The organism is Robinsoniella sp. RHS (assembly GCF_001029355.1).
Taxonomy (GTDB): Bacteria; Bacillota; Clostridia; order Lachnospirales; family Lachnospiraceae; genus Robinsoniella; species Robinsoniella peoriensis.
This window is the reverse complement of sequence record NZ_JNGB01000001.1, coordinates 46,222-63,525: the sequence shown is the minus strand read 5'-3', so window position 1 is coordinate 63,525 and position 17,304 is coordinate 46,222. Positions and strand designations below refer to the sequence as shown.

8 protein-coding genes and 1 pseudogene are annotated in these 17,304 nt (G+C 41.1%); all 9 read left to right on the top strand.

What is annotated here, in order from left to right; translation table 11 throughout:
- Positions 1 to 83: 83 nt before the first annotated feature.
- A pseudogene (locus tag RHS_RS00225) lies at positions 84 to 10,535 on the top strand (hypothetical protein); the annotation flags it as partial.
- A gap of 165 nt (positions 10,536 to 10,700) precedes the next feature.
- Complete coding sequence (gene acpP, locus RHS_RS00220; RefSeq protein ID WP_027294210.1) at positions 10,701 to 10,934, top strand: acyl carrier protein; 234 nt, start codon at positions 10,701 to 10,703, stop codon at positions 10,932 to 10,934.
- A 110-nt stretch (positions 10,935 to 11,044) separates the two neighbouring features.
- Positions 11,045 to 12,004 carry an enoyl-[acyl-carrier-protein] reductase FabK gene (gene fabK / locus RHS_RS00215; protein WP_047832039.1) on the top strand — a complete coding sequence of 320 codons (960 nt, stop codon included), beginning with the start codon at positions 11,045 to 11,047 and terminating at the stop codon, positions 12,002 to 12,004.
- On the top strand, positions 12,001 to 12,924 hold the full coding sequence (gene fabD, locus RHS_RS00210) for an ACP S-malonyltransferase (protein WP_047832038.1): 924 nt from the start codon (positions 12,001 to 12,003) through the stop codon (positions 12,922 to 12,924). Before fabK ends, fabD begins: the two co-directional genes overlap by 4 nt.
- A 90-nt stretch (positions 12,925 to 13,014) precedes the next feature.
- On the top strand, positions 13,015 to 13,755 hold the full coding sequence (gene fabG / locus RHS_RS00205) for a 3-oxoacyl-[acyl-carrier-protein] reductase (protein WP_047832037.1): 741 nt from the start codon (positions 13,015 to 13,017) through the stop codon (positions 13,753 to 13,755).
- A gap of 39 nt (positions 13,756 to 13,794) precedes the next feature.
- Positions 13,795 to 15,033, top strand: coding sequence for a beta-ketoacyl-ACP synthase II (gene fabF, locus RHS_RS00200; protein ID WP_047832036.1), 1,239 nt, complete (start codon positions 13,795 to 13,797; stop codon positions 15,031 to 15,033).
- A 4-nt stretch (positions 15,034 to 15,037) separates the two neighbouring features.
- Positions 15,038 to 15,490, top strand: coding sequence for an acetyl-CoA carboxylase biotin carboxyl carrier protein (gene accB, locus RHS_RS00195; RefSeq protein ID WP_027294205.1), 453 nt, complete (start codon positions 15,038 to 15,040; stop codon positions 15,488 to 15,490).
- A 31-nt stretch (positions 15,491 to 15,521) separates the two neighbouring features.
- The gene (gene fabZ / locus RHS_RS00190) at positions 15,522 to 15,947 is read left to right on the top strand and encodes a 3-hydroxyacyl-ACP dehydratase FabZ (protein ID WP_044295956.1); all 426 of its coding nucleotides are present in this window, start codon (positions 15,522 to 15,524) and stop codon (positions 15,945 to 15,947) included.
- Between the two features lie 8 nt (positions 15,948 to 15,955).
- Complete coding sequence (locus tag RHS_RS00185; RefSeq protein WP_027294203.1) at positions 15,956 to 17,293, top strand: acetyl-CoA carboxylase biotin carboxylase subunit; 1,338 nt, start codon at positions 15,956 to 15,958, stop codon at positions 17,291 to 17,293.
- The last annotated feature ends 11 nt before the right edge of the window (positions 17,294 to 17,304 follow it).

Genomic DNA, 17,304 nt, shown 5'->3' with positions numbered 1-17,304 from the left:
AATTTTTCGTAAATATCAATCCAAGAAAGGGTGAAATATAATGTTTGCCAAAATAAAAAAAACAACTCAAAGAAACAAAAGGCTTCACATTATTAGAAATGATTTCCGTAATCACCGTTGTAGCCATTATAGGTACAATCGTAACAGTAGCCGTATACGGCTATATGGTATCCGCATATATGCTCAAAGCAAATCAAACAGCGGAAACTGTTTTTTACGCTGCTCAGAGTTATCTGACACAGCAAAAGGATATGGGTGCATTAGAACAATTTAATGAGCGCATATCTACATATGATACCGGACTAAGCACTGCCAGAATGGAAGACATATTACAGTTAAATGGTTATTTTCCGGATGATGATCCCAGTGTTAAAGAGGAGTGGGAGAAGAACCATAACAGCAGTAAAATAGTCTCCGTATTTGTTAATAGTAAGAAGGGATATTTAGGAAACAGAGAAGACATGTCATCAAAGGATAATGATCTGTATTTTTATAATCCTTTCTGGACAGAGATCATCGAACCAAGTATAAAGGATGAGAACATTACCGATCATTGTTTTTTACTGGAATATGATGAGGCAACCGGTATCGTTCTTAGCGTTTTTTATTCCGAAAAAATAGATGATTTTTGCCGTAAACCATCTATTTATCCATATGAACTGAATAGCAGCGAAAAATATAACGTGGTAAAACGCGATACCAAAAGTCTGAAAGAAAAACGTCAGGGCTACTATGGAATCAGTATGTCCAACTATGCCAACAGCAAGGTGGAAGTATATCAACCGGCTGTAAAATTAGTGAACAGTGACAGACTATACTTAGAATGGCAGGATAAAAATTTACCACTTGAAGGAGCAGGGGCAGAGGCAGGAAACCCTGCTTTTTCCGCCGATTCTTCTCTTGCGGGGAAACTATATTATGATGTCAAAATAAAGTCAAAAAACAGACCTGATTTTAGTATTTCTATACCAAAAATCAAAGCGGTTATTGGTACCCCGACTGATTGGAAAACAGCTGAAGAAAAAGCAGGTACCTCTTCTAATCCAATTTTTATTTATGATAGCAGTACCAATACGTACTCTTTGAGCTTGGATTGTATCCATTACAGTATATTAGAAAAATATAAAGGGATTTTGTCTACCGATAATATTTACTGTGAAGTAACTCCGAAATTGGAGGGGATGTCCGTTTCAGAAGAAAAAGGTGTTTCCAATTATGAAAGTGCCAGCTTTGGGGGTGGAGAAAAAGAAGCTGATTATAATGGAGCAATGGTGGATGCAGGCGGAAGCGGCAAAATGGAAACCGGATTAGAAGAAAATAATTCCACTTCAGATTATCCTTATACCATTAAATATGCCCGCCATCTAAACAATATGCGAAATGTAACTGCAGAATCTTATTTTCTGCAGACAGGTGATATTAACTGGAAGATTCCGGAATACAACAATGACAGTTCCCATTCTGTGATGTTAAGTAAGAAACTTTTTGAACCAATTGTGTTTGTAAAAGAAGTAAAAGCGGATCAAAATGATCTTACCAATATCGTAACAGAGTTTAAAGGAAAATATGATGTTGAAGAGACATTAGATGAAGACAATAATAAAAGAAATTTCAAAATAGCCTGCATCGATATCAAAGCAGATGCCAAAATCGGAAATAATGTAGGACTTTTTGCGGTAAATAGCGGTGAGATTAAAGGACTGCGTCTCCTTAATACATCGGTATCCGGAATTACAAATGTAGGTGCCGTCACAGGCACAAATAATGTTTCCGGAAAAATTACAGATGTTCAGGTACAGGCAGCGGTGCAGGCAGAAATTATAAATAGCAGCGGTGAGGAAAGTGATACCAATGAAGTTGCAGATTTTGGAAAAAACATTGGCGGTGTTATTGGTTTAAATAAAGGAGAAGTGTCGGATATTACCACACTGCCAGTCGTTAACAATGAATCGAAAGCAACACAGAATGTTGTGTCCGGTACCTATAATGTCGGCGGTATGATTGGTTTAAACTATTCGGATAAAGTAACTTCCCTTAAAAATTATAACAATTTGGGAATCGTAACCAATGGTGACGAAGTAATACAAAATTTTGGCGGAATAGCAGGACATAATGAGAATGCAGGTAAATTATCGTCTTGCGTTAATAAAGGTGTCATTAGTCTAAATAACAAAAATGAACCGACGGAAGATGATTCCGGTACATCAACCAAAGAACCTCTATATATTGGCGGAATTGCAGGCTATAATGAAGGTAAATTAAAAAAATGCGAAAATGTACTGGACGAAACATATTTTTCCGAATGCGATAAGCTTTTAGAGACTTGTTTAAATGATTTAAATAAAGAAAACGGAACATTACCCTCTTATTCAGGAAGGGGCGTTGGAGGTATTGCAGGTGGTAATTTTGGTGGTAAAGCAGAAGTCATTGACTGCTTTGTAAATAACGCCGTTCTGGGTAAGGATTTTGTAGGCGGACTCATCGGCATCAATATGGGAAGTGTTACAAACGGAGGACTGATATCTTCCATTCTGGAGAATTTAACAGGGCGAAAAGAGGATGTCAGTGGTCTTGTAATTGGAAGCGGCAACATGGTTGGCGGCATTTTTGGATATACAGATGCAAAGAATACAGAGATTTCTAATTATGTTAATTCCTCAAATGTTCTGGGTGCATCTATGGTCGGCGGCATTATGGGAATGAATGGGGCAGATTTTAACAGCATACAGGAATTATTGGATGCTGACTGGATTGGAAATCTGGATGACCTCGTTTCCGGTACCGATGAATATTATAAGAGACTCATGCAGAAAGATCTGAATGATACTGAGAGAAATAATATAGAAAATGCTTTGCGTAATTATTACTCTGAATTAATGCAGGGAGGATTAGCAGCAAAATACATCAACGATGTAAATAAGATAAGCAACTGCACCAATATGGGATTTGTTTATGCAGCTAAACGATACAGCGGAGGTATTACCGGAGTAAACTATGGTGAATTAAACAAATGTATTAGCAGCTTTGAAGAAAAAGAAAACGGTCTGGTTAATTCAAACTACGATTTTCTTACAACGGCAGACTGTGCAGGAGGGATAGCAGGATTAAATCTCGGAACCATAACAGGTGATGGGTCCAATAATTCAAACAGTAATAACTATGTATATGGTAATTCTTTTGTTGGCGGGATTGTTGGATGGAATGTATCCTCCATTAGTGGATACCGCAGTATCTCCGGGTCTGTACGGGGCCGGAACAATTATGTGGGCGGATATCTGGGAATGAATTCTGATTTAAGCGGTATAAATGGTGTTGAGGTAGCCTACAATGGCGGTACAGACTCACAAATTACCGGTAAAAATTATGTAGGCGGAATCATTGGCTGTAATATTGTTCCGGTTGAGAAAAATGATCAGTTACAGGTTCAGATCACAGGAACTACAACCGGCAATATTTCGATCAAAGGAGAAGCCTATGTGGGAGGAGTTATCGGTTATCATTCCTGTATTGAAAATTTGAATAATGTTCCCATCCAATGTGCAAGTCTGACTGCATCATACCCTTATGGTGTCTTTGATGCGAATACTTCGCAGACACAGAATGAAGCACAGAAAATCATAACGAACTTTGTAAGCTGCAGAAATACTGCGTCGGTAACCGGTTCCCGTTATGTTGGCGGAATTATCGGCTGTAATGAAAAGGGCAGTAATTTAGCGGTAAATTCAAGCAATAATTATGGCGATGTATCAATTGTAATCCCGAATGGCATTCAGATAGAAGAAGATGCGGCAACATCGGATCAGATCACAGGGACTTCCTATTTTATCGGGGGAATTACCGGCAGAAATACATCGACCGGTTTAATTCAACAATGTTACAACGAAGGAAATGTAAAATCACCAAGCAAATATCTGGGCGGACTGTGTGAAGTAAACGAGGGAATCATCCTAAACTGCGTCATAGGAGATGCAAAAAGTTTTAAAATTGAAGGCAAGAGCAGTGTTGGAGGAATCGTCGGATTAAACCATACCACAGATCCATCAAACCCGGCACGGGTTGAAAAATGCAGCGCCAATCAATATGCTTCCATCGTTGGCGGCAGTAATACCGGAGGTCTTGTAGGTACAAATGAAGCTTCCATTGTTAATTGTACTACGTATGCCAATGTATCTGCGCCGGGCGGGGATAAAGTAGGCGGTATAACCGGTTTTAACAAAGGAAGTATATCCGGTACGGAAATCGGAAGTGAGCGGATTATACCTGCTGTAGTGGGCAGAAACTATGTTGGAGGATTGATCGGAGTTAACGAAGGAATCCTTTTACAAGACGGCTCTGACAACGAGACAACATCCCAGGGGGTGCAGCCGACTCTGGAAAATTTAGTGAACCGGGCAAATGTTACAGGGGAAAATTATGTCGGCGGTATCGTAGGCAGCCATAATTCCAAGAGCATAAAATCCTGCAGTAACTATGGCAATATTACATCAGAGAAAAAAGATTCATCGGATAATGTAATTGGTTCGGGTTATGCAGGCGGTATTACCGGAGTGAATGAATCGGGCAAAGAAATAACCGATTGCCAAAATTATGGAAATGTATCCAGTAATTACGGTCAGTCCGGCGGAATCGTAGGCATGAACTTAGGCTCGATACAAAGCTGCTACAATCGTTTCGGAACCATAAGAAGTGATTATGCTCAGGCAGGAGGCATCACAGGAACCAACTCCGGCGTCATTCAGGCCAGTCATAACCTGGGGAGTGTAACAGGTGCTGTCACAGGTACAGAAAATAATGCTATTGGCGGAATTGCAGGTATCAATAACAGTGCTTCCCAAGGTTTAGCAGCAGGTGACATTAAGGACTGTACATCAAAATTAAATGATACAAATTCAAACTCTGTTACAGGCAGTAATATAGTGGGCGGCATTGTGGGTTGGAACCAGGGATCTGTTACAATGAAAAAGAACAATGGTGAAAACAATAATGTTTCCATTAATATCAATGTAAATCAGGCTGCGGTTAACAGTACCTCCGGAAATACCCCGTTGATCGGCGGAATAATCGGAAAAGACGACAGAAAAGTGACGGCTCAGAATCCGCCAGGCATTGAAAACTATATCTACAGCGGAACCATTCAAATTAGTGAGATGGCACAGACCTTATATGCCGGCGGAATAATCGGCTATAATAACAAAGGGCATATTGTGAAAAACTGTGAATTCAGAGGTACTGTCAGCGGACTTGGAAACAGAAATTTCGACGACAAGGGCAACCTGAAGACGGATGGAGGTGTAGGCGGTATTACCGGGCGCAATGCGGGAACGATATATTTAAACCGGATTGGAGATAGTAATGAATATGGTATTAACACAACGCCCGATACCCCTTCTTCCATTAACGGCTGCACAAATGTAGGCGGAATTGTGGGAATTGGAGATAAGGACAGCAGCATTTTATGTGACACACCCAATAATGGTAATGCAAAAAAAGGCTATATCGTTAATTATAGCTCGGTAACAGGTGTTTTAAATGCAGGCGGTATTTATGGCAACAGCAGTGTTGCAATAGAGAGCTGCAAAAATAAAGGGGTTATAGGTGGAAAAACACGTATAGGAGGAATAAGCGGGTCGCATAATAATTCAGCAAATATTACGGATTGCGAGAATACATCAGAAGCTCAGATTAATCCTTTGCAGGAGAATGCCAGCGAATTAGGCGGTATCGTAGGATATGCTGGCAGCACTACGATTTCCAACTGTAAAAACATGGGAATAATCTGTTATGCAGATGAAAATAATCAACCTGCCGGTATTACAAATGTAGGTGGTATTGCAGGTAATGGCTCAACATCTACGTTTATAAATTGTAAAAATGGTACAGCTGGTGAAACCCTGGATTTCCTAACCTGTGATGTCCGCAATGCAGGAGGGATTGTAGGTAATTATGCAGGTCCCAAACCAGGAAAGGACGTAAAGAATGCGGAAGATCTCAATTCTCTGGTAAAAAACTTTGATTCCTGCAGCAATTATATGAATATAGTTATGAATGGCGATTTATGCGGAGCTGTTGGAGGGATCGTGGGCAATGCTTCCGGTAATGACCTGTATCTGATTCTTAATTCCTGTAACAATTACGGTAAAATAAAAATGAATTCCAATAAAAAACTGGATATTTATAATTATCAGAATTGCGGTATGGGTGGAATTGTCGGCTATGCAACTACAAAAGTATATATTAAAGATTGTAACAATTCCGGAGTAGTAGATGTCAATAATTATGCCCAGGTCGGAGGCATCATAGGGGTAATAAAAAGTAAAAGCAATGCAGTTTCAGTAGGTTTAATAGAAAGCTGTAACAATAACGCAGCAGGTACCATAAAGGGCGGCGGTGATGTAGGAGGTATCATCGGAAGACAGGAAGATGGAGCGTACCTGAAAGTTCAGAATAATGAAAATAGTGGTTCCATTTCCGGAATTCAAAACGTTGGCGGAATATTAGGGCGTATATACCAGGGAACTTCCAGTGCTTTTCATACAGGAGAATACAGTAACTGCACAAATAAAGGCAATGTTTCCGCCATATGGAACAAGGAAGCAAATGCAACTCCCTCCGGTATAGGCGGATGTGTCGGGTTTGTGCCATATGCGGGAGAATTATTTACAAATTTAATTAATGATGGTGTGGTATCTGTTGATGAGTCGGTAGGTTCCAGGACTGTGACAGGGGTAGGCGGTATCGTAGGATCATTGGGCAGTACGGCAAATTCAAACAGTACGTTTAAAAATTGTTCGAATAAAAAGGACTTAGTCTTTGACAGGGCGGATATCCAGATTAACTCCCTGGGAGGAATTGCGGGATCCATGGCTTCACCGGCAGGAACTGCACTAAACGGCTGCACAAATTATGCAAGTGTAATATCCAACGATTCATCGGTCAATGTGGGCGGCATCGTAGGTGCTCTTTCTGGCGGAACGATAACAGCATGTTCAACCCGAATCCCGACAGGGTCAGCAGTTCCTTTCATACAAGGGGGCCAGCGTGTCGGAGGAATCGCGGGTTATGTCAGCGGCGTTGCCACAAAGGTTATGAGTGATATTAAAATTGATCCCGAGAATGAATCAAAACAGTTCAGGGCTACTTATAACACATTTCATGTGACCGCGGATAAAGAAGCAGGGGGAATTGTGGGAGAATTAGCAGGTTCGGCTATTTTATCTGTTTACAACACCGGAAATGTATCCGTTAAACGTGTGGCGGCAAGTGAACTGTCCAATGTAAATTCTGCGGGCGGTATTGTCGGGTATGCAAATGATGCTTCCACCCTGAATAAAGGTATCGTAATCAATTGCTACAGCCTTGGCAAAATCGGCTGGACTGACGGAAAGGCGGCTTCTAAAGATGATGTATGCGGTTACATTGGCGGAATTATAGGTGCTCGCAGATATATAGGAAACGGCAGTGACTTACGTGATAAAACATGTACGGGAGCCAGTATACGTGACTGCTATTTTATCAGTGACAGAGTAGCTTCCACCCTGCCATACTTAAAACTCGGCAATACCCCCTTACAATTTCATCAATGGATGGTTGGTAATGAACCGTTTGCGAAATATAATACCGACAATGGTGACAGTCAAAGCTATACGGTAAAGGATGCAGCCGGCGAAAAGGGTTATTGGAATGAAGCAAGTTTTGATGCGCTTCTTGATACAATAGGAAAAACAGATGATTTCACCTGGGATAAAAACGATGAACTTACAAATGTAAATAACATCCTGCAGAATTATTTTTATGAGCTGCCGATACCGGATACCAAGGAAGTTACCGGCGTAAAAGGAACAACCTACGAAATGAAATGGAAGGGATTAGTCGGCTTAACCAGTGGTTATGAAGTATCTATCTATACCAGTTATAAATATGTCGATGGGATTAAGACAGGTGATGGGGCAGCAATATGGAGCAGTCATTACGACAGTAATAATCTGGAAGGACTGACATTAAATCTTAAAAATATTGCAGCTAAATATATGGGACAGAAACTGTATTTATCCATTCAGGCTAAAGGATACAGTGTTGGTGAAGGGGAAAATAAAATTGATATTACCACCGATAGTAAAACGTCCATCGTACAGTCCTTTGTGATGATGCCGCCATTACCGACAGTAGAAGTTCCGGATCAATTGGATATACAACAGGAATCCAAGAGCAGTAAGGTAACGCTCTCCATAAAAAATTTAAACGATTATTACAAAGATAGTCCTTATAATGATTACAATGGTTTGCGGGAATTAAGTCAGGGGCATCTCTTAGAAAATAATTTATATGAGATGTATAAAAACGGAACGGCAAAGATCAAAGTCATTGATTATTTCTTAAATAGTGAAAATGATGCATATTTTCAATGGCATTCCAATGAGCATGAGATGAATATTAACTGGGAAACGGGAGAAGCCACCTTAACTATTGACTATAGCCAGCCGGGTGAAAAATATGAAAATAAGTTCTGGCATGCGTATTTAGTACAGATATGTATCTCAGACCAACAGAACTCAACGTCGTTAAACCCGGATACGTATTCGGATAATATGGTTAAATATCGTTATTTGTCTTCCGATACGGAAGAAAAGAGATTTTTGTTAAGTACGACTACCAGTCTGACACCACCGAAAGGCCTGGAAAAGACTTATACCGGTACCACCGCAGAACCGGCATATAGTTTAACCTGGCAGAATCCCAACGAAAGTAAAGAGAATGTAAAAGGATACAAAGTAGTGATAACCAATCCGGCTACAGGAAAATCGATTGAAAAAGAACTGCTTAAAACGGAGGCCCTGCGTTATGATTTAACCTCAGAAAATATTAAAGAATTGATGGGAGATGATTATCCAAAACCAGAAACGATAAATAATACACTAAACTGGTCTGTTACAGCTTTAAGCGGAAGCAATGTGGAAGACAAGGTATTCTATAAAGATTCCGAGCCAGCCACAGATTCCATTACCCTTGTGCTGATGGAAAATCAGGTGAACTCCATTACAGGCGAGGTTCCCAGTGCTATTTATTATCCATATATTGTAGATTTCAAATGGGAGGATCCATCATATTCAGCAAATACTAAATATGAATTTATGTTTACGGTAACATCAGAAGGTAAGGACGTAACCAAGGAGGCAGCACTTAATTATTCCACCGGAACTACTTGTCAGGTTGATTTACCCAAAGCATTAGACGCCGATTATAATATCGAACTGACGGTTAAAAAGGTGGGAATTATCGGGCAGACTCTGGACTCGGCAGTTTCTGTCGGCAAGTTAACCGTGAAAAAGTCACTGTCAGCAGTGGCTTCACTGACATATTCAGAACCTCAGATTGATGCGGAAGATTCTGCCAAGATAAAAGTGAACCTGGACTGGAAGATACCGGATGGGGTTAATGAAACAAACTGTTCCGGGTACTTATTTGCGATATTACCGGTTGGTGAACTGCAGATGGATAACGCCATTACAACAGTTGTAGACGGCTGGGATACAGTTAAAACAGAACTGAAATTTGATACATCCAGTATCGGAAATGATTATTTTGTTTATGCGTATGCCTTAGGTGTGCAGGATGTTTCCTCTACCTCTATTGGGAAATCAATTTCCATGGTGCTGCCGAAAGACCGCTTAACAAAACCGGTACTTAAGGGTGAAATCCAACATGAAAATGGTGTGGTAATCCCGCCGGAAGATGGATGCGGCAGAGACGAATATCCGGCACTGAAGTATGTATTCAGCTGGAAAAACGACAAAAACGAACTGTCTAAGATCAAAGGCTGCCGTATCAAGCTGACAGATGATGAAGGAAACCTCATATCACTGAATGGAAAAGAATATTTAGATATTACCGATTCGGGAGTCATGGCAGAAGAGGCAGGCTACACACTTACAAAAGATCTGTCGCAGTACGCCGGAAAGACTTTGAGCATAAGTATTGTAAAACTATCAAATTCTATCACAGCGCTTGCATCGGAAGCCGGGGTTCTTCAATTTACGGTTCCAAAAACGAAACTTGAAAGTCCGGAAAACCTTGAAGTTCTTGTACAAATGGGTAATGGGGCAACCGCTGGTGATAATTGCACGGAAGCAGAATTCAAGGATATGACCTATGTATTTTCATGGGAGAATAACCCGATTGATTCAGGAAAAATAAAAGGCCATAGGTTTATATTAATGGATGGGGATGTGGAAATCAATTTTAACAATGGTGATTATATATTAGACGGTGAAGCAGAAGAGAACAGTATTAAAATGGATTTATCGTCATACGCCGGAAAAACCCTTACAATGAAGATCGTAAATATTCCGGTTGATGAAAATGAACTTCTGTCTGATGCCGGCTCTATAGAGATAAACATTCCTCATCTGACGCAAATAAAATTAAATCTGCAGACAGAGCCTTCCGCAGCTATCAGGGATGCAGTTCCTGACAGCGAAAAAGAAACTGCTGCTATGGAAAAGGAAGTAAATACCGAAACAGAAAATCCAGAGAAGTGAAAGCTTCCCTGGATTTTTTTATGTAAAAAAACATTCTTTTTATTTTGTAGTTCAAAATAAATTCACAAAATATTTCTTGACAAAACACACCTGCTCTTATATACTTTGAATATCAAAATATTTGATGAATAAAACTTAATTTCTGAATTAAAAGGAGAAAAAACCATGTTAGAAAAAATGAAAGACATTATCGCTGAGCAATTAAATTGTGAAACTGAGAATATTACATTAGAGACTTCATTCAAGGAAGATCTGGGAGCTGATTCTTTAGATTTGTTTGAGCTGGTAATGGCTTTGGAAGATGAGTATTCTGTTGAAATCCCTGCAGAAGACCTGGAAGAACTGACTACGGTTGGAAAAGTTCTTGATTACTTAAAAGCAAAAGGTGTAGAAGAATAAGTAAAATGGCCAGCGCAGCAAAACGCTGTACCTGACAGTCATACTACAGAATAAAAGTCGGCGGGATCCGTCGGCTTTACTATATGTTTCGTTTTGAATGGAGGTCCAATATGACGACAAGAGTAACCGAACTTTTAGGAATCGAATATCCCATTATCCAGGGCGGTATGGCATGGGTAGCTGAGCATCATCTTGCTGCTGCAGTTTCAAATGCAGGAGGTTTTGGCCTGATCGGTGCGGCAAGCGCTCCGGCGGAAGTGGTACGGGAAGAAATTCGTAAAGCAAAAGAACTGACAGATAAACCATTTGGGGTCAATATAATGCTTTTAAGTCCTCATGCAGATGAAGTGGCTAAGGTTGTTGCGGAAGAAGGTGTTAAGGCAGTAACCACCGGAGCGGGTAATCCGGAAAAGTACATGGAACTGTGGAAAGCGGCAGGCATTAAAGTAATACCTGTAGTTGCTTCGGTAGCCCTGGCAAGAAGAATGGCAAAATACGGCGCAGATGCAGTCATAGCCGAAGGTATGGAATCCGGCGGACATATTGGATCACAGACAACGATGACGCTGGTTCCCCAGGTAGTGGATGCGGTAGATATTCCCGTGATAGCAGCCGGAGGAATCGGTGATGGAAGAGGATTTGCAGCAGCTATGATGCTTGGAGCTGAGGCTGTGCAGATAGGTACCCGTTTTGTAGTGGCAAAAGAGTCCATTGTTCATCAAAATTATAAAGACAGGGTCATAAAAGCAAAAGATATTGATTCCGAAGTTACAGGGACTACAACAGGACATCCGGTCCGTTCCCTGAGAAATAAAATGACGAGAGAATACGTGAAATTGGAAAAATCAGGAGCTTCCTTTGAAGAGCTGGAATATTTAACTCTGGGATCTCTGCGAAGTGCAGTAATGGAAGGTGATGTAATCACTGGAACTGTGATGGCAGGCCAGATCGCCGGCTTGATAAAGAAGGAACAAAGCTGCTTGGAAATGATAGAGGAAATAATGACAGAAGCCGGGAAGTTATTAAATACTAATAGACAGGTCTGTGATATACATGGAGGTAAAGAATGAAAAAAATAGCATTTGTGTTCCCGGGACAGGGTGCGCAGTACATAGGCATGGGTAAGGATTTTTATGAGCAGTATGAATCCTGCAAAGAGATCTTTGATCTGGCATCCGGAGTAACCGGACTGGATATACCTGCGCTTTGTTTTGAAGAAAATGATAAATTAAATATAACAGAATATACCCAGGTATGTATGCTGGCTGTATCGGCAGCGATCTTAAAAGTTCTGGAAGAAAAAGGATTGAATTCTTGTGTAAACGCAGGATTGAGCCTTGGAGAATATGGTGCATTAGCATCTTCCAGTGTATTAACCCTGGAAGATGCATTTAAGGTAGTTCGTCAGAGAGGTATCTTCATGCAGGAAGCAGTTCCGTCCGGCGGCGCAATGTCGGCGGTTATCGGCATGGATGGAGAAAAAATTGCAGAGGTCTGTGAAAAAACAGATGGTATTGTCAGTGTGGCAAATTATAATTGTCCGGGACAGATTGCAATCACAGGCGAAGAAGCAGCAGTGCAGAAAGCCTGTGAGACTCTTAAAGAAGCCGGTGCAAGAAGAATTGTTCCCCTGAAGGTAAGCGGACCATTTCACTCTGCTATGTTGACAGATGCCGGCAGTAAGCTTGGTAAAGTATTAGATGAAGTAGAAATTCATGAGGTGAAAATCCCTTACGTTTCCAATGTAACCGCAGAATACGTAACAGATAAGAATCAGGTAAAGGATTTACTGCAAAAGCAGATCTATTCATCTGTACAGTGGCAGCAAAGCGTTGAAAATATGATTGCAGAAGGTGTAGACACCTTTATTGAAATCGGACCGGGCAAAACCCTCAGCGGATTTTTACGCAAAATCAACCGTGATATGACAGCATTAAATGTTGAGAAAGTAGAAGATATAGAAAAAGTATTATCCGCTTTGTCAATGTAAAGATGCAGAACATGCCTGCGAAATGACATGTACCAAAAAAGCATGTACCATAAGTAAAGAACCCGCAGGTTTAATTATAAAGGAGTATATATGTTAGAAAATAAAGTAGCATTAGTAACCGGATCATCCAGAGGAATCGGGAAAGCAATTGCATTGAAACTTGCTGCAGAAGGTGCATTCGTGGTTATAAACTATAATGGTTCCAAAGATAAAGCGGAAGAAGTAGTTGCACAGATTAAAGAAAAGGGAGGCAATGCGGTATCCTTCCAATGTAATGTGGCTGATTATGAAAGCACAGAAAAAATGATGAAAGCGCTGATTGCAGAATACCAGCACATCGATATTTTAGTGAACAACGCCGGAATTACCAAAGATAATCTAATCGTGAAAATGAAAGAAGCGGACTTTGATTCCGTAATCGATATAAATCTGAAAGGGTCATTTAACACAATCCGCCATTTATCCAGACAAATGTTAAAACAGAGAAGCGGTAAAATCATCAATATCGCATCGGTATCCGGTGTACTTGGAAATATGGGGCAGGCAAATTATTCTGCTTCCAAAGCAGGCATTATCGGGCTTACAAAAGCAATGGCCAGGGAACTGGCGAGCAGAGGCATTACTGTAAATGCAATCGCACCAGGATTTATTGCTACTGAGATGAGCGACGTATTATCCGATGCTATAAAAGAACAAGCCATTGCCCAGATCCCGTTGAAACGATTTGGAAAAGTAGAAGATGTGGCAGAAATGGCAGCCTTTCTGGCTTCTGACCGTGCAGATTATATTACAGGTCAGGTAATCAGTGTAGACGGCGGTATGGCAATTTAAAATCACCTGCAAATGAGCAGATATAACGGAGGTAGCAGCATGAGAAGAGTAGTAGTAACAGGAATGGGCGCAATTACACCGGTAGGTTTAAATGTAGAGAGCTTTTGGGATAGTGTAAAAAAGGAAAGAACAGGATTTGCTCCGATTACCAGATTTGACTGTACGGAGTATCGGGCAAAACTGGCAGCAGAGATCAAAGATTTTGTTGCAAAAGATTTTATGGACTTTAAAGCAGCTAAGCGTATGGAATTATTTTCCCAGTATGCAGTTGCTGCATCAAAAGAAGCAATTGAAGATTCGGGATTAGATATGTCAAAAGAAGATCCTTATATGGTAGGATGCTCCGTGGGTTCCGGAATCGGCAGTCTTCAGGCAGCAGAAAGAGAACACACCAGGCTGGTAGAAAAAGGTCCCAGCCGTGTAAATCCGCTCTTGGTACCGCTTATGATTTCCAATATGGCAGCCGGTAATGTATCTATCCAGTTTGGTTTGAAAGGGAAAAGTATTAATGTGGTAACTGCCTGTGCAACGGGTACGCACTCCATCGGTGAAGCGTTCCGTACAATTCAATTCGGAGATGCAGATGTAATGGTTGCAGGCGGTACGGAAGCTTCTATCTGTCCCATCGGTGTCAGCGGATTTGCAGCATTGACTGCTCTTTCCGGTGCAACAGATCCACAGAGATGTTCCATTCCGTTTGACAAAGAACGAAGCGGTTTCATTATGGCAGAAGGAGCTGCTGTGGTTGTTCTGGAAGAACTGGAACATGCGAAGAAACGCGGTGCCCGCATTTATGCCGAACTTGGCGGCTATGGCGCAACCAGCGATGCTTATCATATTACTTCTCCGGCAGAAGATGGGGAAGGCGCTGCAAGAGCGATGTTAAATGCAGTAAAAGAAGCAGGACTAAAACCCGAAGATATTACTTATATCAATGCACACGGTACCAGCACACATCATAATGACTTATTTGAGACCAGAGCCATCAAAAAAGCCTTTGGTGATCACGCTTATAATATCCGCGTTAACTCAACAAAATCCATTACGGGACATATGTTAGGTGCCGCCGGATCCATTGAATTTATCACTTGCATCAAAGAAATAGAAGAAGGTTATATTCATCCTACGGTAGGTTATAAAGTACCGGATGAAGAACTGGATTTAAATTATGTTGCCCAAAAAGCAATCGAAGAGCCGCTGGAATATGCAATCAGCAATTCACTTGGCTTTGGCGGACACAACTCCAGTATTTTAGTGAAGAAATATAGAGAGGAGTAATCACATGGAATTTGAAAATTTATTGACTTTAATCGATAAAGTAGCGTCTACCGATCTCACCGATTTTTCCATTGACAATGGAGATGTTAAAATCTCCATGAAGCGGAAACAAAAAGATGTGATAGTAACAAGCGTTTCGGAAGGAATGCTGACACAGCAGTCGTCTGTACAGAATCCTGTGACTGCTGCTTCGCAAACCATGGATGGCGTTTCTGTACCTGATGGAAATACTGTAAAAGCTCCGTTAGTGGGAACTTTCTACAATGCGGCTTCTCCTGAAAATCCGGCTTTTGTTAAAGTTGGAGATGTGGTAAAGAAGGGGCAGACCCTCGGTATTATAGAAGCGATGAAACTGATGAATGAAATTGAAAGCGAATTTGACGGTGTGGTGGAAGCGATTCTCATAGAGAATGAGCAGATGGTGGAATACGGTCAGCCGTTGTTTGTAATTAAATAATAAAACTTCACACCAATCAGGAGGTACGATTATGGCATTATCAACGAAAGAAATTATGGAGATCATTCCACATAGACAGCCGTTTTTATTAATAGATACTATTGAAGAATTAGAACCCGGCAAACGTGCAGTAGGTAAAAAGTGCGTAAGCTACAATGAGCCGTTTTTTGCTGGACATTTCCCGCAGGAACCGGTTATGCCGGGCGTGTTAACCATTGAAGCACTGGCTCAGGTAGGAGCGGTGATCATCTTAAGTGTACCGGAGAATAAAGGCAAGGTTGCTTATTTTGGAGCAATCAATTCTGCCAAATTCAAAGGAAAAGTATTGCCTGGCGATGTATTAATGCTGGAAGTAGAAATGATTAAAGTAAAAGGTCCAATCGGTGTGGGAAAAGCAACTGCGACCGTAGACGGTAAAGTAGTAGCCATAGCGGAATTGACTTTTGCAATCGGATAGGAGATCATATGTTTCAGAAAATATTAATTGCTAACAGAGGAGAGATCGCAGTTCGTATTATTCGGGCATGCCGTGAACTTGGAATTAAAACGGCAGCCGTTTATTCAGAGGCAGACCGGGAAGCCCTTCATACACAGCTGGCAGACGAAGCAATCTGCATCGGACCGGCATCTTCACTGGAAAGTTATTTAAACATGGAACGCATTTTAAGTGCTACGATAGCAGCAAAAGCAGATGCAATTCATCCTGGCTTTGGTTTTCTGTCAGAGAACAGTAAATTTGTGGAAATGTGTCAGAAATGCAATATTACGTTTATCGGTCCCAGTGCGGAGGTCATTAACCGTATGGGAAATAAATCAGAAGCCCGTGCCACCATGATGAAAGCGGGAGTACCGGTTGTTCCCGGTACCAAAGAACCGGTCTATACAGCAGAGGAAGGTAAACGGATAGCAGGAGAAATTGGTTATCCGGTTATGATCAAAGCTTCCTCCGGCGGCGGCGGAAAAGGGATGCGAATATCAGAATCTGCAGAAGATTTCACGGAGAATTTCCAGACCGCACAGATGGAATCGGTGAGAGGATTCGGTGATGATACCATGTATATTGAAAAATACGTGCAAAACCCGAAACACATCGAATTCCAGATCATTGCAGATAAATTTGGCAATGTGGTACAGCTGGGTGAACGAGACTGCTCTATTCAGAGACATCATCAAAAAGTAATTGAGGAATCTCCAAGTGCCGTTCTTACACCGGAATTGCGAAAAGCCATGGGCGATACCGCCATTCATGCTGCAAGAGCAGCTTCATATGAAAATGCAGGAACGATAGAATTCCTTTTAGATAAAAATAAAAATTATTATTTTATGGAAATGAACACCCGTATTCAGGTGGAACATCCGGTAACCGAAATGGTTTCCGGGGTAGATTTAATCAAAGAGCAGATCTATATTGCAGCAGGACTTCCACTCAGTGTGAAACAGGAAGACATTACCTTAACCGGTCATGCCATTGAATGCAGAATTAATGCGGAGAATCCGGCTAAGAATTTTATGCCCTGTCCCGGAAAGATAAATGAAGTACATCTGCCGGGTGGATATGGGGTAAGAATTGATACTGCCGTATACAGCGGATACGAAATTCCACCCTATTATGACTCTATGATTGCAAAAGTAATTGTGCATGACAAAACGAGAGCTTCTGCAATTGATAAAATGAGAAGTACTTTAGGTGAGCTGGTTTTGGACGGCGTCACAACAAATGTAGATTTTCAGTATGAAATACTGAATAATGAAGATTTTCAGGCAGGCGATTTCACAACCGATTTCATAGAAGAACATTTCTAAAAGAAGCCGGT